Genomic DNA, 21,091 nt, shown 5'->3' on the forward strand with positions numbered 1-21,091 from the left:
ACCCTGACCAGCAGCGGAGAGATCCCATGACACAGAGCAGCGACCGCATCGCCGACGAGTTCGCCAAGTTCATGACCGATGCCGCGGGCTTCGCCCAGGGCATGAAGCGCGAGGCCGACACCTTCGTGAAGACCCAGGCCGAGCGCCTGTTGCGCGACATGGACCTGCCCAGCCGCGAGGAATTCGAGGCCGTGCGCGACATGGCCGTGAAGGCCCGCGAGGAAAACGAGGCACTGAAGGCGCGCATCGAGGCGTTGGAGGCGCGGCTGTCGGCCGGCTGAGCCATCTGCCCGAGAGTGGGCGAGTTGCACGGGCCAAAGACGTGCGCGGGCCAAGTGCGTCCTTCGAGGCTCGCCGTAGCGTCGAGCGAATGCGGGACGCGTTCGTTTGTCGCCAGGCGGCCATTTCCGGGCGATGAGAGTGAAGGCCGACCCCTAGGGATCATGACGCGCCCCGGTCGAGCCTCTAGGGCAGCAGGGCCTTCACGCCACAGGTCCGGATCTCGTTTTCGGGCCGGCTCAACCCGGCCAGCGCTGCGCCTTGGAGACGAGGAAGTCGCGGAACACCTGCACGCGGGCGACCGACTTCAGCTCTTCCGGATAGACGAACCATGCGTCGAGCACCGGCATTTCCTCATCGTCGAGGATCTGGACGAGCCCCGATCCGTCACGGACGAGATAGTCGGGCAGAACCGCGATGCCGATGCCGTTCTCGACCGCCGCCACCAGCCCCGAGATGTTGTTGATCGTCATCGCGAAGGAGCGCGGAACCATGCCGCTGCGGCCGGCGGTCGATAGCCAGGTGACATTCTGCATGTAGTTCGGCGCCCTGCCACCGAAGGCCAGGATGCGGTGACCGTCGAGTTCGTTGGCGTTCTTCGGCGAGCCGTTGCGCTTCAGGTAGTCGGACGAGGCGAAGGCGTGGAACTTGATCTGGAACAGCTTGCGCTGGATGAGGTCTGGCTGCACCGGCTGGCGCACGCGGATGCCGACATCCGCCTCGCGCATCGACAGGTCGAGTTCCTCGTCGGTGAGGATCATCTTGATCTGGATGTCGGGATAGAGGTCGAGGAATTCGCCGAGACGCGGTGCGAGCCATGCGGTGCCGAGGCCGACGGTGGTCGACACCTTCAGTTCGCCGTTCGGCCGTTCCTTCGAGTCCGTCAGCTTGATCTTGGCACTTTCGAGCTTCATCAGCACGTCTTGCGCCGTATGGTAGAGAAGCTCTCCCTGTTCGGTCAGCACCAGGCCGCGGGCATGGCGGTGGAACAGGGGAACCTTGAGGTCCTGCTCCAGCGACGAGACCTGTCGCGAAACGGCCGACTGCGACAGTCCCAGCGTATCGGCTGCATGGGTGAAGCTGCCCGCTGCTGCGGCGGCATGGAAGATCCTCAGCTTGTCCCAGTCCATCGAAGTCTCCCGGAGGCGGCTGCTTTGCCCGTCTTATTCTGCGGCTTGTCGGATCGTCGCGTGGTGAGCGAGATACCGTTCGGCTTCGAGGGCGGCCATGCATCCCATGCCGGCGGCGGTGACCGCCTGGCGATAGGTGTCATCGGTGACGTCTCCGGCGGCGAAAACGCCGGCGACGTCGGTGGCGGTGGAATCGGGAGCGGTCCACAGATAGCCGGTCGGCTTCTTGCGGAGTTGGGCCTCGAAGAGTTCGACGGCCGGGGCATGGCCGATGGCGATGAAGACGCCGGCGACGGGGCGCTCGTGCATCTCACCGGTCTTGACGTTCTTCAGACGCACGCGGGTCACAGCGGTCGGATCGTCACGACCGATGATCTCGTCCAGCGCGCTGTCCCACACCACCTCGATCTTCGGATGGGCGAAGAGGCGCTCCTGCAGGATGCGCTCGGCCTTGAAGGCGTCGCGGCGATGGACGACGGTCACCCTGGAAGCGAAATTGGTGAGGAAAAGCGCCTCCTCGACGGCCGTATTGCCGCCGCCGACCACCAGCACATCCTTGTTGCGGTAGAAGAAGCCGTCACAGGTGGCGCATGCGGAGACGCCGAAGCCGCGAAACTTCTGCTCCGAGGGCAAGTCCAGCCATTTGGCCTGGGCGCCGGTACAGATGATCAGCGCGTCCGTCTCGTAGACGTCACCGGATTCGCAGGTGATGCGGAACGGGCGCTGCTGCAGGTCCACGGCGGCGACGTGATCGGAGACGATGCGGGTGCCGACATGGGCCGCCTGCTTCTCCATCTGCTCCATCAGCCAGGGACCCTGGATGACGTCGGCGAAGCCCGGATAGTTCTCGACGTCGGTGGTGATGGTCAGCTGTCCGCCGGGCTGGATGCCCTGGATCATGACCGGCTTCAGCATGGCGCGGGCCGCGTAGATGGCGGCCGTGTAGCCGGCCGGGCCGGAACCGATGATGACGACGCGCTCGCGATGGGAGACCATGATGTCCGGCCGAGGGATAGGAGAAGGCGCCGAAAAAGGCCCCGCAGGCCGATAATCTGGAACAGCTATGCGCTTGGCGCAAGGCTCATTCCACCGACTTCATCATCTTGTCAACGAAATGGATTGATGGGATGCCGCACAAATCTGAATGATATGCATCGCATAGCGATACTTTCGTGGCGTTTTGTGATGCGGAGCTGATCCTTGGTTGTCCGATCCAGCAGGCGCTCGTCCTCGAAGGCGCGACGTCCCGCCTGACGCCCCTTTTGCCCCGCTCGGTTCCAAAGTTTCAGGCGTGCTACCGTTTTGTCCATGCGCGGGAATGCCGCTGATACCCATCGGCGCGGGCCGGTCGCCGTCTGGCGATGCGCGAAATTTTGTTGCGCAAAAAGGGGGGTTGCGCTACTCGGCTGATACATCAGCCACCGTGGAGACGTGCCCCGTGAAGGCCCGCCTGGACGCCATCGACTGGAAGATTCTCCGCGAGCTTCAGGGCGACGGGCGGATGACCAATGTCGAACTGGCGAGCCGGGTCGGCATTTCGGCGCCGCCCTGCCTCAGGCGCGTGCGCGCGCTGGAGGAGATGGGCGTCATCCGCGGCTACCGCGCGCTGCTGGCGAGCGAGAAACTCGGATATGGCATCACCGTTTTCGCCATGGTGCACCTGGCGAGCCAGGCCGAGGCTGATCTCCACGCCTTCGCCGAGAAGGTCCGGCACTGGCCGGTCATCCGCGAATGCCACACGGTCTCGGGCGATTTCGATTTCGTCATGAAATGCGTGGCGCCGGACCTGGCGAGCTTTCAGAATTTCGTCTCCGACCTCACCGCGACGCCCAATGTGCGCAATGTGCGCACCGTCCTGACCCTCGGCCAGGTGAAGGACGAGGCGGCGGTGCCGCTCGAAATCGCGCCTGTCGACTGACCGTGTGCGCAGCGAGAGCGCCGGGGATCGAACAGCACGGATGCCATCATGACGACGACCCCCGCGGACCCGGGTGACCGCCTGTCGATCGCCCTGCCGGACGGTGCGATGTCGGGTCTGCGCTGGGGGGCCGGCGAGACGCCGCCCGACCTCGTCTTTCTCCACGCCAACGGCTTCAACGCCGCGACCTACGGCCCGCTGCTCGCGCCGCTGGGAGCCGGCAACAGCATCGTCGCTCTCGACTTGCGCGGTCACGGATTGTCCAGCCTGCCGGCAGAACCGGTGCGGATGACGAACTGGAACGCCTATGCCGACGATCTCGTCGAGGTCCTCGACCGGATCGTGCCCGCGGGCGCCCGCCCGCCCATCCTCGCCGGTCATTCGATGGGATCGGTCGCGGCGCTGCTGGCGGCGGCGCGCCGCCCCGCCCGCGTGCGCGGGCTCGTTCTCCTCGACCCCGTGATGATGCACCCGTGGCTGTGGCTCTACGCGCGCACGCCCTGGGGCGCGGCCCGCATGCGCAACATCGACCTCGCCGTCGGTGCGGCCAAGCGCCGCGCCGTCTTTCCGTCCAGGGACGAGGCGGTGGCGACCTACCGCACCCGCAAGACCTTCGCCTCGTGGCAGCCGGGATTCCTGGAGGGCTATGTCGCTGGCGGCTTCGTCGACGACCCCGAGGGCGTCCGGCTCGCCTGCGCCCCGGCCTGGGAAGCGGCCAATTTCGCCTCGCAGACACAGAATCCATGGGGCGCGCTGAAGCGGGTGGAGGTTCCTGTCAGGATCTTGGCCGGCGGCGTCCGGTCCACCGTCTATGGCGGCGAAGCGCGGCTCGCCCGCGTCGCACCCCACGTCCCCGTCGAGACGCTGCCCGACACCTCGCATTTCTTCCCCATGGAGCGCCCCGACCGTGTCAGGGACGTCCTCCGCGAGGCACTCGCGCAGTCGTGATCACGCGTGGGCTTTCGTGATCGCGCTATCAAAACTTTAGCCATGTTTTCCGGATAGGGATGCTGCACTGCAAAAGCGCCGGAGCGTCCGGCCTTTCCCTCCAGATATGGTCTGCATGTCCACCCATTTGTCCTTCGGCTCCTGGTTCTGGCTCGGCGCGTCACCGAAAGCTCCGGTGCGTGTGGAGAGGGACGTCCGCGTCGATGTGTTCCGCGGCCTCGCTCTCCTGATCATCTTCATCGACCATGTCGCGGGAAACATCCTGATTCGCGTCACCCCGACCTCTCTCGGTTTTTCCGACGCGGCAGAGCATTTCGTGCTGCTCGCCGGTTTCTCCGCGGCACTCGCCTACGGCACGGTGATGGACCGCCGCAGCCTGGTGACCGGCACCGCCCAGATCGTCGCCCGCATCTGGAAGCTCTATCTCGCCCATCTCGGGCTCTTCGTGTTCACGGCCGTCGCCGTCGCCTTCATGGCCGTGCGCTTCGGCAACCCGCTCTATTACGAACACGTCGCGATCCTGCCGTTCTTCCAGGACCCGGCCACGACGCTGCTGCAAACCGTGGCGCTCGTCTTCCTGCCGAACTACCTCGACATCCTGCCGCTCTACATCGTCCTCTTGGGCATGCTGCCTTTGCTCTGGCTGCTGGCGCGGGTCTCGCCGGCCCTGGCGCTCGCCGCCTCCGCAGGGCTTTACGGCGCCGCCTGGATGCTGGAACTCGCCATCCCCAACATGTCCACCGGTGGTGTCTGGTTCTTCAACCCCTTCGCGTGGCAACTGCTCTTCGCCGTCGGAATAGTGACGGGCCAGGCCGCCCTGCGCGGTGTCGCGCTTCCGCGCTCGCCGTTCATCACCGTCGTAGCGATCGCCATCGTCCTGTTCGGTCTGGTCAGTGCCGCCCCCTGGGCCGTCATTGCCGGGATGGAAGGCCTGATCCTGCCCGATGACTGGCGCCTCGACCTCGACAAGACCAACCTGTCGCTGTGGCGTTTCGCCCACGCGCTGTCGCTCGCCTACCTCATTGCCGCACATGTGCCGCGTACGGCCGGCTGGCTCGGTTCGGCGGTGGCGCGCCAGCTCGAACAGGCCGGACGTCACTCGCTCCCGCTCTTCTGCTTCGGCATCATCCTGTCGCTGCTCGGCACTTTCGCCCTCACCGAGATCGGCCGCGGCCTGCCGATGCAGGTTGCCGTCAACGTTGTCGGCATTACCCTCTTGCTCGGCACCGCAACTGTGCTTGAATGGTACCGTGGTGCGACAGCGAAAGCTTCTGCCAGGGCTCTGCCTGGCGTCGGCGAGGTGAAGGCGGCGTGATACACTCGTGGTCCATCCGGTTCCTCGGGGCATTCCTGGCTCTGGTGGCTCTCGCGAGTCCGCCGGCCCTGGGGACGGGTATGCGCCCGGCCGTCGATGCGACCTGCACCGTCCCGGAGTCGTTGCGCGGCTTTGCGGCTGATCTGCCCCTTGCGAGAGCGGCCATCGCCGATGGCCAGAAGCTCACCATCGTCGCGCTCGGCTCGTCGTCGACGCAGGGTGCGGGAGCCTCCTCCGAGGAGCGATCCTATCCGACGGTGCTCCGCAAGGAACTCGCCCACCTGTTGCCCGGTCACGAGATCGATGTCGTCAATGCCGGCATCGGTGGCAATTCCGCGCATCAGATGTATCAGCGCATCGACGCGGACGTGCTCTCCGAGCAGCCGCGGCTCGTCATCTGGCAGACCGGCGTCTTCGATGCGATCAACGATATCGGCATCGAGAAGTTCAAGCGGATCCTCCGCAAGGGCATCGCCAGGATCCGTGACGGTGGTGCCGACGTCATGCTCGTGGATCAGCTGCCCCTGCCGCGGCCCGATCGTTTCCCCGCCTATGCCGGCTATGTCGCGGCCCTGCATGAGGTCGCGGCGGAAACCGAGACGGCGGTCTTTCGCCGCAGCGACATGTTCGGCTTCCTCATGGAGTCGGGACGCCTGCGGCTTGACCAGATGCTGCCGACCGCCGGCGACCACCTCGTCGACGGCAGCTACCATTGCCTCGGCGTGAATATCGGCCGGACCCTCGCCGAGAAACTGTCGCCAAGGGCGACGGCGAGCCGACCCTGACCGTCCCGCATCGCCGGCTTCGTGCCGGCAGATGCGCCGGGCCTTCCGCCGCGCGTTCGCCAACAGCACCCGGCTGGGGCACGGCTGCAGCGGTGTCATCAGCCCGGCCACCACCACGAGCGATTCGGCGGTGAACACGTCGTCGCAGGGCATCCTCGCCGCGTTGCCGGACAAGCCGTCGGGCGAAACGCGTGGTGACGGTAGCTGGTAGCGGTTCGCTCGCTGTGGACGCATGAATCCCGGCCGCAGATGGAACCGCCGCGTTTCTGTGCGCAGGTCTTTTCCCCCGGCATCGACGTCCGGCGGGTGCTCAGGCCGCCATCGCGGCTTCCCATCGACGGGAAAGCCGTCTATAGGGGCCTCTTAATCACGCGACCCGATTTTCAGGGGATGCGGTTGCGGGAGGCTGGCTCGATACGAGTCCGGCCTCTTTTTTTGAGCCGCGCAGCCCCGAAGATCCAGACGAGCCTTCAAAGGGCCGGAGCCTCATGCCGAAACGCACCGACATCTCCTCCATCCTGATCATCGGCGCCGGCCCGATCGTCATCGGCCAGGCTTGCGAGTTCGATTATTCGGGAACTCAGGCGGTGAAGGCGCTGAAGGAGGAGGGCTACCGGATCGTGCTCGTCAACTCCAATCCGGCGACCATCATGACCGACCCGGACATGGCGGATGCGACCTATATCGAGCCGATCACGCCCGATATCGTCGCCAAGATCATCGAAAAGGAGCGCTATGTCGTCCCCGGCGGCTTCGCCCTGCTGCCCACCATGGGCGGCCAGACCGCGCTGAACACGGCGCTGAAGCTCGAGGAGATGGGCGTTCTCGCCAAGTTCGACGTCGAGATGATCGGCGCCAAGGCGGATGCCATCGACAAGGCGGAGAATCGCGAGCGGTTCCGCCAGGCCATGGCCAAGATCGGCCTGCAGACGCCGAAGAGCCATGTCGTCCAGTCGCTCGGAGCGGCCATCGACGTGCTCGACGACATCGGCCTGCCGGCGATCATCCGTCCCTCCTTCACCATGGGCGGAACGGGCGGCGGCATCGCCTACAACAAGGCCGAGTTCATCGAGATCGTCGAGCGCGGCCTCGACGCCTCGCCGACCACCGAGGTTCTGGTGGAAGAGAGCGTTCTCGGCTGGAAGGAATTCGAGATGGAGGTGGTCCGCGACCACGCGGACAACGCCATCATCGTCTGCTCCATCGAGAACCTCGATCCGATGGGCGTCCATACCGGTGATTCCATCACCATCGCGCCGGCGCTGACGCTGACCGACAAGGAATACCAGATGATGCGCGACGCCTCGATCCGCGTCCTGCGCGAGATCGGGGTGGAGACGGGCGGCTCGAACGTGCAGTTCGCCGTCAACCCGGCCGACGGCCGCCTCGTCGTCATCGAGATGAACCCGCGCGTGTCGCGGTCCTCGGCACTGGCCTCCAAGGCGACCGGCTTTCCCATCGCCAAGGTCGCGGCGAAGCTCGCCGTCGGCTACACGCTGGACGAGGTCAGGAACGACATCACCGGCGGCGCGACACCGGCCTCCTTCGAGCCGACGATCGACTACATCGTCACCAAGGTGCCGCGCTTCGCCTTCGAGAAGTTCCCCGGCGCCGACCCGGTGCTGACCACGTCGATGAAGTCGGTCGGCGAGGTCATGGCGATCGGCCGCACCTTCCAGGAATCGCTGCAGAAGGCCATGCGGGGCCTCGAGACGGGCCTCACCGGGCTCGACGAGATCGAGATCGAGGGCCTCGGCAAAGGCGACGACAAGAACGCCATCCGTGCCGCCCTCGGCACCCCGACGCCCGACCGCCTCCTCAAGGTGGTGCAGGCCATGCGCCTCGGCATCTCCAACGAGGAGATCCATTCCTACTGCCGCATCGACCCCTGGTTCCTCGAACAGATTCGCGGCATCGTCGACGTCGAGGCCGAGGTCCGCGCCAAGGGCGTGCCGAAGACCGCGGGCGCGCTGCGTCGGCTCAAGGCCATGGGTTTCTCGGACGCGCGCCTCGCCGTGCTCACGCAGAAGACCGAGGCCGAAGTCGCCAAGGCGCGCCGTACCCTGAACGTGCGTCCCGCCTACAAGCGCATCGACACCTGCGCCGCGGAATTCGCGTCCCCGACCGCCTACATGTACTCGACCTACGAGGCGCCCTTCGCCGGCGCTCTCGCCGACGAATCGCGTCCCACTGACCGCGAGAAGATCGTCATCCTCGGCGGCGGCCCGAACCGGATCGGGCAGGGCATCGAGTTCGACTACTGCTGCTGCCACGCCTGTTTCGCGCTCTCGGACGCCGGGTTCGAGACGATCATGATCAACTGCAATCCCGAGACCGTCTCCACCGACTACGACACCTCGGACCGGCTCTATTTCGAGAGTCTGACGGCCGAGGACGTGCTGGAGATCCTGGAGCGGGAGAAGCAGAACGGCACGCTGAAGGGCGTCATCGTCCAGTTCGGCGGCCAGACCCCGCTGAAGCTCGCCCGCGCGCTCGAGGAGGCGGACATCCCGATCCTCGGCACCTCGCCCGATGCCATCGACCTCGCCGAGGACCGCGACCGTTTCAAGCGCCTGCTCGACAAGCTCGGCCTCAAGCAGCCGAAGAACGGCATCGCCTATTCGGTCGAACAGGCCCGCCTGATCGCCGGCGAGCTCGGCTATCCGCTGGTCGTGCGGCCCTCCTATGTGCTCGGCGGCCGCGCCATGCAGATCATCCGCGAGGAAGGCCAGCTCGGCGACTATCTCCTCGGCACGCTGCCCGAACTGGTGCCGGCCGACGTCAAGGCCCGCTATCCCAACGACAAGACCGGCCAGATCAACACCGTCCTCGGCAAGAATCCGCTGCTCTTCGACCGCTACCTGTCCGACGCCATCGAGGTGGACGTCGACTGCCTCGCCGACGGCAAGACGAGCTATGTCGCGGGCATCATGGAACATATCGAGGAGGCGGGCATCCATTCCGGCGACAGCGCCTGCTCGTTGCCACCCTATTCGCTGCCCGATTCCATGCTGGCTGAACTGGAGCGCCAGACCAAGGCGCTGGCCCTCGCCCTCGATGTCGGCGGCCTGATGAACGTCCAGTACGCCATCAAGGACGGCGACATCTATGTCCTCGAGGTCAATCCGCGCGCATCCCGCACCGTCCCCTTCGTCGCCAAGGTGATCGGCGAGCCGATCGCCAAGATCGCCTCGCGTATCATGGCGGGCGAGAGCCTGGCATCCTTCGGACTGAAGCCGAAGGTTCTCGACCATGTCGGCGTCAAGGAGGCGGTGTTCCCCTTCGCCCGGTTCCCCGGCGTCGACGTCCTGCTCGGGCCGGAAATGCGCTCGACCGGCGAGGTCATGGGTCTCGATACGACCTTCGCCACCGCCTTTGCCAAGAGCCAGCTCGGGGCAGGGACCATCGTTCCCGTCTCCGGCACGGTCTTCGTCTCGGTGCGCGACGACGACAAGCCCCGCATCCTCGAAGCGATCCGGATGCTGCACACGCTCGGCTTCAAGATCATCGCCACCTCCGGCAACCAGCGTTATCTCGTCGAACAGGGAATCCCCTGCGGCAAGATCAACAAGGTGCTGGAAGGCCGGCCCCATATCGTCGACGCGCTGAAGAACCGCGAGGTCCAGCTCGTCTTCAACACGACCGAAGGGGCCCAGGCGCTCTCCGACTCGCGTTCACTGCGCCGCGCGGCCCTCTTGCAGAAGGTTCCCTATTACACCACTCTCGCAGGGTCGGTGGCTGCCGCACAGGGCATCAAGGCCTATCTCGAGGGAGACCTCGAGGTGCGCGCGCTGCAGAGCTATTTCGGCAAGGCCTGATCTCCGGCCATTGCCGGAACGCGCCAAGGTTTAACCATGAAGGTTCGCGGGGCCGGCGTCCTCGGCTCGCGGACCTTTATTCGTCATTGAAAGGCAAGGGCGAGCATCATGGAAAAGGTTCCGATGACCGTCGGCGGATTCGCCAATCTCGAAGCCGAGTTGAAGGAGCGCCAGCGTGTCGAGCGCCCGCGCATCATCGCGGCGATTTCCGAGGCCCGCTCCCATGGCGACCTTTCGGAGAACGCCGAATATCACTCGGCCAAGGAGCAGCAGTCGCTCAACGAGGGGCGGATCGCCGAGCTTGAGAGCCTGATCGCGCGGGCCGAGGTGATCGACGTCACCAAGCTCTCCGGCGACACCGTCAAGTTCGGCGCGACCGTCAAGCTGGTCAACGAGGACACCGAGGAAGAGCGCGTCTGGCAGATCGTCGGCGACAGCGAGGCCGATGCCAAGGCTGGCCGCATCTCGATCTCCTCGCCGCTGGCGCGCGCGCTGATCGGCAAGTCGGCCGGCACGGTCGTCGAGGTGAACACGCCGAAGGGCGCCCAGAGCTACGGGGTCCTGGAAATCCGCTGGGGCTGACGCGCCTGAACCGGTACGGATTGCGGAGGCGTCGCCCGGCCGGGCGGCGCCTTTGCTTTGGTGCGCCGAGCCCGGTCGCTGAAACGATCCGGCCGGTCCCTCGCAGACGGATTGAAACGTCGGGACGCGACTCTCGCGGTCATGGAAGGAGGATCCGCCATGACCCGCCGATGCCACACCCCTGATCACGACCGCCGCGCGCTGCTGCTCGGCCTCGTCGCCGCGACGCTGGCCCCCGCCGCCCCGGCGCTGGCGCAAGCGCCGGCGCGTCCGGCCCCGGATGCCGCGCTGCAGGCGGCGATCGTCAAGTCCAACGCCTATACGGAACTGCTGAACCGCACCCTCCGGGCCGTCGAATCCTGGGATCGCTACCGCAGCTGGGTCAATATCCAGCGCGGACCGACAGGACGCGAGCGCTACATCACCTATGGGCTCTACAGCCTCTACGATGTGCGCAGCGAGCTCGAGAAGGCCGCCCAGGCGGTGGTCCAGGAACCGGCAATGCCGGATCTGGATGACGCCATGCGCCGCTACATCCAGTCCTACGGCGCGCTGGCGCCGTTGATCACCCGCGCCAACGTCTATTACGAGCGCAAGGACTACCAGGACGATGGCGCGGCGCTGGGCCGCGAACTGCACCGCGACCTGGTCCCGGCGGCGCAGGCCTTCCTCAAGGACCGCGCCGATGTCGAACTGCACATGCGGACCTTCAGGGGCGACATCAACCTGCGCGAGCTCGCCGACATCGAGCGGCGCGAGGGCCGTTCCGCCCGCTGGAACGTCCGCAACGTCATGATCGAGGCGCGCGGTGTCATGGACCTCATGCCGTCCGACGCCCGTCCCGTGGTCGATCTCGCAGCCTTCGACGCGGCCATCGCCCGCTATTCGGCGGCGCTGCGCGAGCTCGACAAGCTGAAGGAGACCGATCCGAGCGGCGCCTCGATCCTCGACAGCCAGGCAGGCTCCTGGCTCGGCAGCCTGCGCGAATACCGCCAGAAGCTGGCCCGCGTGCGTGGCGACGCTCGCCGTGCCGGCGGGCACGAGCGCATGTGGATCGTGAACAACTACAACACGATGGTAAGCGTCGCTCAGACGCGCCTGCGGTTCGGCCGCTGAGCGACGGGGGGCGCGCTCACGAAGGCGTGAGGATGCGTGATGGTCCGGCGGCCCGGCCCGCGCGCTAGACTGCCCGACAACCTCAGAGCGGGAGACTGACCATGCTGAACCGACGCAAGATCCTCGGCGCCGCTGCGACCGCTGGAACCGTCATCCTGTCGGGTGCCGCGGCCGCCCATCACGGCTGGGGCGGCTTCGACCGTGACAAGATCCTCGACCATTCCGGTGCCGTGGCGCGCTCGACCTACGCCAACCCGCACGGAACGCTCTTCATGCAGAAGGACGGCCGGGAACTGATCATCGAGCTGGCGCCGACGTCGCGCATGCAGGCCCGTGGGCTCAGTGCCGACGACATCGCTCCGGGCAAGACCTTGCGGGTCTACGCCTACCAGAACCGCGGCAACCCGGACGTCTATCGGGCCGAATGGGTCGAGGTCGCCGGTCGCCGCGTCGAACTCAGGTAAAGGCGATCCAGCGGCCGAGCCCGATCGCGGCGAGCCAGAGGGCGAGCGAGGCGATGCCGCTCGCCCGGGCCGCGGGATGTCCGACGAGGGCAGGGAGCCCGACCCGCCGCGCCGCGACCTCGAAGGCCAGCGCATTGGCGAGGGCGAGGGCGATCACCGCCAGCTTCGCGAGAAAGGTCGGATTGGCGAAATACTCGTCCGGCCGCGCCGAGGCGAGGAGGACGCCTGTCAGCACGGCCAGCCCCGTGCCGATCTTCGCGGTGGTGCGCAGCATCGTCAGGGCGGTGACGTCGAGCGACCGCAAGGCGCCCGCCAACCGCAGGTCGACCAGCGCGATCGGGCCGAAGAGCAAGGCGATGCCGACGACGTGCAGCGCCGAGGCGGCGGCATAGACCGGCGTCGAGAGGGTGACGCCGCTGATCCGGCCGAGATCGGCCAACAGCCAGACCAGCGCCTCCACCATGCGTCAGCCGAGCAACTGCTTGACGAGCGGGCTGGCCTTGCCGAAATCCATCTGCCCGGCAAAGCGGCTCTTCAACTCGCTCATCACCTTGCCCATGTCCTTCACCCCCGCCGCGCCAGTCTCGGCGATGACGGCGGCAATGGCGGCGCGGGCCTCGTCCTCGTCCATCTGCTTCGGCAGATAGACCGAGATGATGGCGATCTCGGCGTTTTCCTGGTCGGCCAGCTCCGGCCGACCGCCGTCGCCATACATCTTCGCGCTCTCCTGGCGCTGCTTCACCATCTTCTGCAGGAGTTGCAGGATCTCGTCGTCCGGGATCGGCCCCTTGCCGGCGCCGCGGGCCTCGATGTCCTTGTCCTTCAGCGCCGCCTGCATCAGGCGGATGGTGCCGAGGCGCAGCTTCTCGCCGGCCTTCATGGCTTCCTTCAGATCGCTCATGAAACGGTCGCGCAGCATGACGGGCAAATCCTCGCTAGGGCAGGCAGGGTTCGGCCGGGCTCACGGGAGAGGCCGTCAGGGGCCGATGGGATCGGAAGCCGGGCGGCAGTGGATTTCGGTGGGCGACAGCCCGCATTCCTTTTGACCGACGCCCAAGTCGTCGCTATGTAGGCGCCTCATGACAGACAGACAAGACGAATCCGGCTGGACGGATCCCAAGCCGACGGCCCTGCTCGTGCTCGCAGACGGCACGGTGATCGAAGGTTTCGGCCTTGGAGCGAACGGCATCGCCGATGGCGAAGTCTGCTTCAACACCGCCATGACCGGCTACCAGGAGATCCTCACCGATCCCTCCTATGCCGGTCAGATCATCACTTTCACCTTCCCGCATATCGGCAATGTCGGCGCCAATGACGAGGATATCGAGACCGTCAACATGGCGGCCGCCTCGGGCGTGCGCGGCGTCGTGCTGAAGGCCGAGATCACCAGCCCGTCGAATTATCGCTCCGTCAGCCATTTCGACCTCTGGCTGAAGCGCCGGGGCATCGTCGGCCTGTGCGGCGTCGACACCCGCGCGCTCACCGCGCTCATCCGCGAGAACGGCATGCCCAATGCCGTGATCGCCCATTCGCCCAGCGGTGAATTCGATGTCGAGGCGCTGAAGCGCCGTGCGGCGGGCCTGCCCTTGATGGACGGGCTCGATCTCGTGCCAGGCGTCACCTCGTCGCAGCGCTATCCCTGGTCGGAGACGATCTGGGAATGGGACGAGGGCTACGGCACCGCCGGCGAGCCGCGCTTCCATGTGGTCGCCCTGGATTACGGCGTGAAGCGCAACATCCTGCGCCTCCTCGCCAATGCCGGTTGCAAGGTCACGGTGGTGCCGGCCAGCGCCACCGCCGACGAGGTCATGGCGCTGAAGCCCGACGGCGTCTTCCTGTCGAACGGCCCCGGCGATCCCGCCGCTACCGGCAGATACGCGGTTCCGGTCATCCGGGCAGTGCTCGACCGGCAGATTCCAACCTTCGGCATCTGCCTCGGCCACCAGATGCTCGGTCTCGCCGTCGGCGCCCGGACCATGAAGATGCATCAGGGCCATCACGGGGCGAACCACCCGGTGAAGGATCTGGACACCGGCAAGGTCGAGATCACCTCGATGAACCACGGTTTCGCCGTGGACGAGGCGACGCTGCCCGCCAATGCCCGGCCGACCCATATCAGCCTGTTCGACGGGTCGAATGCCGGCATCGCGCTGACCGACAAGCCGGCCTTCTCGGTCCAGTATCACCCCGAGGCGAGCCCCGGGCCGATGGACAGCCACTATCTGTTCGATCGCTTCGTGGCGATGATGGAAAAGGCCAAGACCTGCGCCTGACAGGGGTCGCCGTCCCGTCGGGTTATCCACGTTATCCACAGGGGCCGGCGCATCTGCGCCAACCGGTGAATGCTCCAAAGTTGCTGTGAAATACGAAGGCCTCGCAGAATGTTGCGAGGCCTTTTTCATGTGGTTTCTGATGGAACGGTCCGTCAGTATCGCGCGACGCGCACCCGGCCGACGCCGCGGTCGATCAGCCCGATCTTGCGGGCGGCGCCGCGCGAGATATCGACGATGCGGCCGCGGACGAAGGGGCCGCGGTCGACGATCGTGACGACGACGGAGCGGCCGTTGGACAGGTTGGTCACCTTGATGAGGGTCCCGCAGGGGAGCGAGCGATGGGCCGCCGTCATCGCCTCGGGATTGTGGCGTCCGCCGCAGGCTGTCCGTCCAGGCAACTGGTACCAGGACGCGAGGCCGACCGCATCCGCGGCGCGGGCCTCGGCCGCCGAGGCGACAACGAACAATGCGGCGCCGATCGCCGCGAAGCGAAGCGTTGATATCATGATGTGGGGTCTCTGCTCGCGGGAGGCCAACGCGGCCGATCCCGGGTGGGTTCCAGCGGCTGGGACGAAATCACACCAGACGCCAAGCGATACATGAAACCCTAAAGACGAAATGAGACGAGAATGGGGCTCTCGCCTGTGGCGAGAGTTCCATGCCCTAACGGCGGTGCGGCGCTACTGCGATATGCTGGTCGTACAACTGCCGTTGACGAAGCTCGTCGTCGCGGTCCGGCAAACGGTATTCACGCAGTGTCCGCGAGTGGACCTCATCCTGTTCTCGCGAACCGAGGTTTAGTCTGTCATCGGTCGCGATGGCAACTGCGTGACCGCCGTGTTGGTGTCGCGCGGGTTGGCGTCACAAGGGTCGGGACGATGTTCGGCGGACCGCCGCGGAAGACCAATGACTAGATGCTCGTCACGCAGAACACAGCTTATGGATGGTGAAAATCTCTGGTACGCGGACTGCGGGAGGCGCCGAAAGCTGCCGGCGTTGACAGCCGCCCTCCGGCTCGTATGTCCTGCGTCACACCTTCGAGGGCCCATTCGTCATGCCTCATGTCTGGACCATCGGCGATCTCACCATCCACCGCATCGTGGAACAGGAGGGTGGTTTCCTCGACGCCTTCGACATGCTTCCTGACCTCACCGCCGAGACCCTGTCCACCGAGCGGGACTGGTTGACGGCGGCGGGGGCGCTGACCGCCGACAATCGCCTGAGCCTCGCCTTCCAGAGCTATGTCGTGCGCACGCCCCACCACGTCGTGCTGGTGGACAGCTGCATCGGCAACGACAAGCATCGCCCGACGCGACCCGAATGGCACGGCAAGACCGACAGCCGTTTCATGGACGGGCTCAAGGCGGCGGATCTGTCGGTTGCCGACATCGACTTCGTCATGTGCACCCATCTGCACGCCGACCATGTCGGCTGGAACACGCGGCTAGAGAACGGCCGCTGGGTGCCGACATTTCCCAACGCCCGCTATGTCTTCGAGGCTCGCGAGTTCGAGCACTGGCGTGCGGCGGATGAAAAGGCCCCGGTCTTTCCGTTCCAGGACAGCGTCCTGCCTGTCGTTGCGGCGGGCCGGGCCGACCTCGTCGCCGGCGATCACGCCATCGGCGATCATATCCGCCTGATGCCGACGCCCGGCCATACGCCGGGGCACGTCTCGATCGCCTTCGGCAAGGGGCGCGACGTGGCGGTGGCGCCCGGCGATCTAATCCACTCGCCGCTGCAGGCGCTCCATCCGCACCTGTCGACGCGGTTCGACGTCGACAAGCCGGCGGCGGCAGCAACCCGCCGCGCCTTCCTCGAGCGCTATTGCGACACCGAGACGATGTGCTGCATGGCGCATTTTCCCTCGCCGTCGGTCGGACGGATCCGGCCCTGGCGGGAGGGGTTCCGCTGCGCGCCGATGGGCGAGGCGTGACGCCTCAGGCCCAGAGGCGCTCGCGCTCGCGGCCGCGATAGAGCGGTGCGACATATTCGCCGTAGCCGTTGAACAACTGGCTCGGCACGCGGCCGCCGCCGCCGATCAGCTCTTCCGTCGCCTGGCTCCAGCGGGGATGGGCGACCGCCGGATTGACGTTGGCCCAGAAGCCGTACTCGCCGCCCTGCAGGCGCTCCCAGAACGATTGCGGCCGCTGCTCGGTAAAAGAGATGCGGACGATCGACTTGATGGACTTGAACCCGTATTTCCACGGCACGATGAGGCGCAGGGGCGCGCCATGCTGGCGCGGCACGGGCTTGCCGTAGATGCCGGTGACGAGGATCGACAGGTCGTGCGCGGCCTCGTCGATGGCCAGCCCCTCGACATAGGGCCAGGAATACCAGGGCGAACGCATGCCGGGGGCCCAGCTCTGGGTGTCGAAGGTCTCGAAGCGCAAATACTTGGCTGAACCCTGCGGCTGGACCATGTCCATCAGCGCCTTGATGGGAAAACCGGTCCACGGAACCGTCATGGCCCAGGCCTCGACGCAGCGGAAGCGATAGACGCGCTCCTCCAGCGGCATGGCGCGGATCAGCTTGTCGATGTCGATCGTCTGCGGCTTTTCGACGAGGCCATCGATCTTCACCGTCCAGGGGCGGATCGGCAGCGCCTGGGCGGCATGGGCGATATGCTTCGACGTGCCGAATTCGTAGAAATTGTTGTAGCTGCCGGCGACGTTCTCCGCCGTCAGCGGCCGCTCGACCTTGTAGGTCTCGTTGCGGCGCACGGGGTAGAGGTCGGCGGTCGGGTCGGGCGCGGCCTGTGCCTCCGCCCTCCCGACGAGGGCCGCGGCGGCGACGCCGGCACCGGCCGCCATCATGGTCCGGCGCGACAGAAAGATGTGCTCCGGCGTCACCGCGGATTCCGGCAATTCCCATCCGCGCTTCGACTTGATCAGCATGGGGGCTCCCTTGGTCTTTCCGACAGGCTATAGGCCGAACAGCCCGACATCCAATCACGCTATGGCGAGTCGGCCCTGACCCGCCTGGAGGCCAACGTGCTGCCGCAGACCCTCGTTCCCTATATCGGCCTCGCCGCCGCTTTCGTTACGACCTTCTGCTGGTTGCCTCAGGCAATCCACATCATCCGCACCCGCGACACCCGGGCGATCTCGTTGCCCGCCTATGGCGCCTTCACCGTCGGCATCGCCCTGTGGCTCGTCTACGGGATTGCACTGGGCGACCTGCCGTTGATCCTGTCCAACACGGTGACGCTCGGCCTGCAACTGGTGATCGTCGGCCTTAAGCTCAGATACGGCTGAGGCTGCGCCGCCGCCGGGGCTCGTGCGGTGCGGGGCGACTTCGTGCTAGCCATGCAGCGCCGCTCCGGAGTACCCCATGGCGTCGCTGACTTCGCCCTTCGTCTCGCCGATCCTGCTTCTCCTCGCCTCAAACGTCTTCATGACCCTCGCCTGGTACGGCCATCTCAAGTTCAAGGCGGCGCCGCTTTCGGTCGTCATCCTGGTGAGCTGGGGGATCGCCTTCTTCGAATATTGCCTCGCCGTGCCGGCCAACCGGATCGGGCATGCGGTCTATGGCGCCGCCGAACTGAAGACGATCCAGGAGATCATCACGCTTCTCGTCTTCGCCGTCTTCTCGGTCGTGGTTCTCAAGGAACAGCTGTCATGGAACCATGCCATCGGCTTTTCCCTGATCGCCGCGGGCGCATTTTTCATCTTTCAGGGGAGGGCCGCATGACGCCTTTCATCAGCGGCATTCCGTTGCTCGACACCTATCTCGCCGAAGGCTTCGACAGCGTCCGCGGCATGTCTTCGCGCTTTTCGGCAACGATCTGCGGCCATATCCTGCGCCGCCAGACCGAGATGGGCATCCGCGGCGCCGTGGCCGAGATCGGCACGTTCGAGGGGCGGTTCTTCATCGCCATGGGCCATGCGCTCGCCCCAGGCGAACACGCCTACGGTTTCGACATCTTTTCCTGGCCGGACGACCATGTGCTCGACCGCTTTGTCGCCAATGCCGCCCGCTGCGGATTGCCGTCCGACCGTTTTACCCCGCGCCCCTTCGACACCGGCAAGCTGTCGGTCGACGAATTCGCCGGGCTGACGGGCCGCGGTCCGCTGCGCTTCATCCATATCGACGGCGAGCATTCGCCCGAGGCGCTGACCCATGACCTCGCGCTGGCCCATGACCGGCTCCATCCGCAGGGCCTGATCTGCCTCGACGACATGCTGCACCCCGGCTACCCGTTCCTGGTGGTGACCGTGCACGCCTATCTCGTCGCCCACCCGGAGATGTGCGTCATGTGCGTCATCGACCGCGAGGACATCGTCGCCGCGCCGAAATTTTTGATCTGCCGGCGCGACGTCGTCAGGCTCTATGAAAACGACCTGATGCAGTCCTTCGCGGCCCAGCACTTCGTGCTCGGCGGCGACGCGATGGGACACCATTGCGTCGTGCTGACGCCGCATCCGCGCATCGCCGACGTCTGAGGCGGCCTCAGGCCGGTGGCGCGAGGCGCAGGAGGGCGCCCTCGCGGGCATCGGTCAGCACCCAGAGCGCCCCGTCGGGGCCCTGCTGGACGTCGCGGAAGCGGTGGCCGAGATCAGTCAACAGGCGCTCCTGCCGCACGACCGCCTCGCCGTCGAGGACGAGCCGCACCAGCATGCGGCCGGCGAGGGCGCCGGAAAAGGCGCTGCCCTTCCAGCCCGGCATCAGGTCCGCGGTGTAGAAGGTCAGGCCGGCCGGCGCGATCGATGGTGTCCAGTGGACGAGCGGCTGCACCAGCCCGGCGCGCTCCCGAAGCCCGCCATTGACGGGCCTGCCGTCGTAATGGGTGCCCCAGGAAATCAGCGGCCAGCCGTAATTCTCGCCCGGCCGGACGGCGTAGAGTCCGTCGCCACCGCGCGGACCATGGTTGCTCACCCAGAGGAGCCCTGTCTGTGGATGCAGGGCGGCGCCCTGCACGTTGCGCAGGCCGATGGCCCAGACGGCCGGGTCCCAGCCGTCCTTGGCGACGGCCGTCCGGTTGTCGGGCGCGGGTTGTCCGTCCGTCGTGATGCGGACGATCTTGGCGATCGTGTTGGAAGGGTTCTGACTCAGGTCCATCTGGCCGAACCGGTCGCCCGTCGTGATGAACAGGTGCCCCGAACGGTCGACGACGATGCGGGAGCCGAAATGGTGCCGACTGGCGAAGGCCGGCTGCTGGCGCCAGATGACGCGTCCCTCATCCAGGCCGTCGCCGGCGGCGTTGAGCCTCCCCCGGAAGACGGCGGTGGCATTGGTCTCGCCACCGCGCGGTTCGGCGAAGCTCAGATAGATGCGACGGTTGCGGACGAAATCGGCGTCGACGGCGATGCCGAGCAAGCCGCCCTGGCCGACGGCATGGACCTGGGGCACGCCGGACAACGGCTGTGAGACCGTCCCATCCGGCGTGATGCGCCGCAGGCGCCCGCCGCGTTCGGTCACCAGCATGGTGGCGTCAGGCAGGAAGGCGACGCCCCAGGGATTTTCGAGCCCTGAAGCGATGGTCGTGACGGCGAGCGGCTGGCCGGGTGCGTCGGCCCGGATGGTGCGGGCCTCCGCCGATCTGCCCATCAGGGCTCCAAGGCCGACGGCGGCGGCGGGCAGGCCCCTGGCCAGAAGCGCACGGCGATGCAGGCGGTCTTGGAACATGGTGCTCCCGATCATGCGGCGAACGGGGGATCCTTGCGGTCCTGGCTCACGGAGACATAGCGGCGCAGGATCGCGACCAGAAGCCCGATCAGGCCGAGGGTCAGGAGCACCACCGTGCCGGACAGGACCAACGTTTCGGCATCCGCGCCGTCCTCGAGCCCCGAAGGACTGACGAGTTCGGTCGTCAAAGATATCCCCGCTACGATGAGGGCGAGGATCAGCGCGGCGACGATGCCGGCCGAGACGATGGTCGGAACGCGGGGATAGCCACGACCGAAACCCGCACGCGGGGCTCCGACGCGGAAGGATTGAGGCGAATGAAGCATTCGGCAGCTCCGTCCTGTGAGGTCGACGTCCACCCGGGGCCCGCCCGCCGGAATCAGTGGCGGGCCGCGGATCCTTTGAGCAGACGAGATTGACCGAAACCATGGTAACACCGCGATGGTTCCGGGCAAAAATGCGGCGGCGTGTCACTGTTGTGTGATGGAACCGTGAACGCACGGCCCCGAAGCACTGCAAATGCTTGAAACCCAACCTTAACCACGCTTGTGCGACAAAACGTCGTCAGGCGTTGTTCGGTTCCGAGGTTTCCATGTCCCGCTGGGTTTTGTTCGCCGTGGCTGCCGCCTCCGTCGTCCTCGCGCAGTTCGTCGACCGCGGTTCGAAGGACCTCGCCGAGGGCATCCAGACCGCCCGCATGCCGCAATCCGACGACGACATCCGGACCGGCACGGTGCGCCGTCCGCCGCAGCGCTGAGGTCGCGCAGCCTGCGCTGCATCGCGAGATGACGCGCTTGCACGCCGGCTCCTGCGGGTGGACGATGGTCTTCACGCGAGG

Annotated in this window: 24 protein-coding genes; 16 read left to right on the forward strand and 8 right to left on the reverse strand. The window is 66.4% G+C overall.

The window, feature by feature from the left end:
- Positions 1-26: 26 nt before the first annotated feature.
- Positions 27-281, forward strand: a complete 255-nt coding sequence (locus Q8O26_RS10175; RefSeq protein WP_305575401.1) for an accessory factor UbiK family protein — start codon at positions 27-29, stop codon at positions 279-281.
- 237 nt (positions 282-518) lie between these two features.
- On the opposite strand, the gene Q8O26_RS10180 is transcribed toward Q8O26_RS10175, so the two are convergent.
- Positions 519-1,409, reverse strand: coding sequence for a LysR family transcriptional regulator (locus Q8O26_RS10180; RefSeq protein WP_305575402.1), 891 nt, complete (start codon positions 1,407-1,409; stop codon positions 519-521).
- A gap of 33 nt (positions 1,410-1,442) precedes the next feature.
- Entirely contained in the window at positions 1,443-2,405 is a 963-nt protein-coding gene (trxB, locus tag Q8O26_RS10185) for a thioredoxin-disulfide reductase (RefSeq protein WP_305575403.1), read from the reverse strand.
- Between the two features lie 442 nt (positions 2,406-2,847).
- On the opposite strand from trxB, the gene Q8O26_RS10190 reads away from it, so the two are divergent.
- From Q8O26_RS10190 to Q8O26_RS10230, 9 genes are all read left to right on the forward strand, one after another.
- Positions 2,848-3,327, forward strand: coding sequence for an Lrp/AsnC family transcriptional regulator (locus tag Q8O26_RS10190; protein WP_305575404.1), 480 nt, complete (start codon positions 2,848-2,850; stop codon positions 3,325-3,327).
- 48 nt (positions 3,328-3,375) lie between these two features.
- Entirely contained in the window at positions 3,376-4,275 is a 900-nt protein-coding gene (locus Q8O26_RS10195) for an alpha/beta fold hydrolase (protein ID WP_305575405.1), read from the forward strand.
- 115 nt (positions 4,276-4,390) lie between these two features.
- Positions 4,391-5,590 (forward strand): OpgC family protein, encoded by a 1,200-nt coding sequence (locus Q8O26_RS10200; protein ID WP_305575406.1) that lies wholly within the window; start codon positions 4,391-4,393, stop codon positions 5,588-5,590.
- An 80-nt stretch (positions 5,591-5,670) separates the two neighbouring features.
- Complete coding sequence (locus Q8O26_RS10205) at positions 5,671-6,375, forward strand: SGNH/GDSL hydrolase family protein (protein ID WP_305575407.1); 705 nt, start codon at positions 5,671-5,673, stop codon at positions 6,373-6,375.
- A gap of 31 nt (positions 6,376-6,406) precedes the next feature.
- Complete coding sequence (locus Q8O26_RS10210; RefSeq protein ID WP_305575408.1) at positions 6,407-6,586, forward strand: hypothetical protein; 180 nt, start codon at positions 6,407-6,409, stop codon at positions 6,584-6,586.
- Positions 6,587-6,863: 277 nt separating this feature from the next.
- A complete protein-coding gene (gene carB / locus Q8O26_RS10215; protein WP_305575409.1) occupies positions 6,864-10,193 on the forward strand; it encodes a carbamoyl-phosphate synthase large subunit in 3,330 nt (1,109 codons plus the stop codon).
- A 108-nt stretch (positions 10,194-10,301) separates the two neighbouring features.
- Complete coding sequence (greA, locus tag Q8O26_RS10220) at positions 10,302-10,775, forward strand: transcription elongation factor GreA (protein WP_305575410.1); 474 nt, start codon at positions 10,302-10,304, stop codon at positions 10,773-10,775.
- 159 nt (positions 10,776-10,934) lie between these two features.
- Positions 10,935-11,891 (forward strand): YiiG family protein, encoded by a 957-nt coding sequence (locus tag Q8O26_RS10225; protein ID WP_305575411.1) that lies wholly within the window; start codon positions 10,935-10,937, stop codon positions 11,889-11,891.
- A 101-nt stretch (positions 11,892-11,992) separates the two neighbouring features.
- Positions 11,993-12,355: a DUF6152 family protein gene (locus Q8O26_RS10230; RefSeq protein WP_305575412.1), complete on the forward strand. Its 363-nt coding sequence runs from the start codon at positions 11,993-11,995 to the stop codon at positions 12,353-12,355.
- Here Q8O26_RS10230 and Q8O26_RS10235 read toward each other — a convergent pair.
- Positions 12,348-12,818, reverse strand: coding sequence for a DUF2214 domain-containing protein (locus tag Q8O26_RS10235; RefSeq protein WP_305575413.1), 471 nt, complete (start codon positions 12,816-12,818; stop codon positions 12,348-12,350). The genes Q8O26_RS10230 and Q8O26_RS10235 overlap by 8 nt on opposite strands.
- A 3-nt stretch (positions 12,819-12,821) precedes the next feature.
- The gene (locus Q8O26_RS10240) at positions 12,822-13,274 is read right to left on the reverse strand and encodes a GatB/YqeY domain-containing protein (protein WP_305575414.1); all 453 of its coding nucleotides are present in this window, start codon (positions 13,272-13,274) and stop codon (positions 12,822-12,824) included.
- Positions 13,275-13,434: 160 nt separating this feature from the next.
- On the opposite strand from Q8O26_RS10240, the gene carA reads away from it, so the two are divergent.
- Positions 13,435-14,628 carry a glutamine-hydrolyzing carbamoyl-phosphate synthase small subunit gene (gene carA / locus Q8O26_RS10245; RefSeq protein WP_305575415.1) on the forward strand — a complete coding sequence of 398 codons (1,194 nt, stop codon included), beginning with the start codon at positions 13,435-13,437 and terminating at the stop codon, positions 14,626-14,628.
- Positions 14,629-14,780: 152 nt separating this feature from the next.
- Here the strand turns inward: carA and Q8O26_RS10250 are convergent, their stop codons facing one another.
- Positions 14,781-15,134 (reverse strand): septal ring lytic transglycosylase RlpA family protein, encoded by a 354-nt coding sequence (locus Q8O26_RS10250; RefSeq protein WP_305575416.1) that lies wholly within the window; start codon positions 15,132-15,134, stop codon positions 14,781-14,783.
- A gap of 548 nt (positions 15,135-15,682) precedes the next feature.
- Between Q8O26_RS10250 and Q8O26_RS10255 the strand changes: the two genes are divergently transcribed.
- On the forward strand, positions 15,683-16,561 hold the full coding sequence (locus tag Q8O26_RS10255; RefSeq protein WP_305575417.1) for an MBL fold metallo-hydrolase: 879 nt from the start codon (positions 15,683-15,685) through the stop codon (positions 16,559-16,561).
- A 4-nt stretch (positions 16,562-16,565) separates the two neighbouring features.
- Here Q8O26_RS10255 and msrP read toward each other — a convergent pair whose 3' ends face one another.
- Positions 16,566-17,522: a protein-methionine-sulfoxide reductase catalytic subunit MsrP gene (gene msrP / locus Q8O26_RS10260; protein WP_305575418.1), complete on the reverse strand. Its 957-nt coding sequence runs from the start codon at positions 17,520-17,522 to the stop codon at positions 16,566-16,568.
- A gap of 96 nt (positions 17,523-17,618) precedes the next feature.
- Here msrP and Q8O26_RS10265 point away from each other — a divergent pair, with 96 nt between their 5' ends.
- The 3 genes from Q8O26_RS10265 (at position 17,619) to Q8O26_RS10275 (ending at position 19,070) form a co-directional block, all read left to right on the forward strand.
- Entirely contained in the window at positions 17,619-17,882 is a 264-nt protein-coding gene (locus tag Q8O26_RS10265) for a SemiSWEET family sugar transporter (protein WP_305575419.1), read from the forward strand.
- Between the two features lie 76 nt (positions 17,883-17,958).
- A complete protein-coding gene (locus tag Q8O26_RS10270) occupies positions 17,959-18,318 on the forward strand; it encodes a DMT family protein (protein WP_305575420.1) in 360 nt (119 codons plus the stop codon).
- A complete protein-coding gene (locus tag Q8O26_RS10275; RefSeq protein ID WP_305575421.1) occupies positions 18,315-19,070 on the forward strand; it encodes a class I SAM-dependent methyltransferase in 756 nt (251 codons plus the stop codon). Before Q8O26_RS10270 ends, Q8O26_RS10275 begins: the two co-directional genes overlap by 4 nt.
- Positions 19,071-19,077: 7 nt before the next feature.
- Here the strand turns inward: Q8O26_RS10275 and Q8O26_RS10280 are convergent, their stop codons facing one another.
- Together Q8O26_RS10280 and Q8O26_RS10285 are read right to left on the reverse strand one after the other, a co-directional pair.
- A complete protein-coding gene (locus Q8O26_RS10280) occupies positions 19,078-20,253 on the reverse strand; it encodes a PQQ-dependent sugar dehydrogenase (protein ID WP_305575422.1) in 1,176 nt (391 codons plus the stop codon).
- 11 nt (positions 20,254-20,264) lie between these two features.
- Entirely contained in the window at positions 20,265-20,579 is a 315-nt protein-coding gene (locus Q8O26_RS10285; RefSeq protein WP_305575423.1) for a hypothetical protein, read from the reverse strand.
- A gap of 266 nt (positions 20,580-20,845) precedes the next feature.
- Between Q8O26_RS10285 and Q8O26_RS10290 the strand changes: the two genes are divergently transcribed.
- The gene (locus Q8O26_RS10290) at positions 20,846-21,010 is read left to right on the forward strand and encodes a hypothetical protein (RefSeq protein ID WP_305575424.1); all 165 of its coding nucleotides are present in this window, start codon (positions 20,846-20,848) and stop codon (positions 21,008-21,010) included.
- Positions 21,011-21,091: the final 81 nt, after the last annotated feature.

Origin of the sequence: Phreatobacter sp. (genome assembly GCF_030691135.1) — a bacterium.
Taxonomy (GTDB): Bacteria; Pseudomonadota; Alphaproteobacteria; order Rhizobiales; family Phreatobacteraceae; genus Phreatobacter.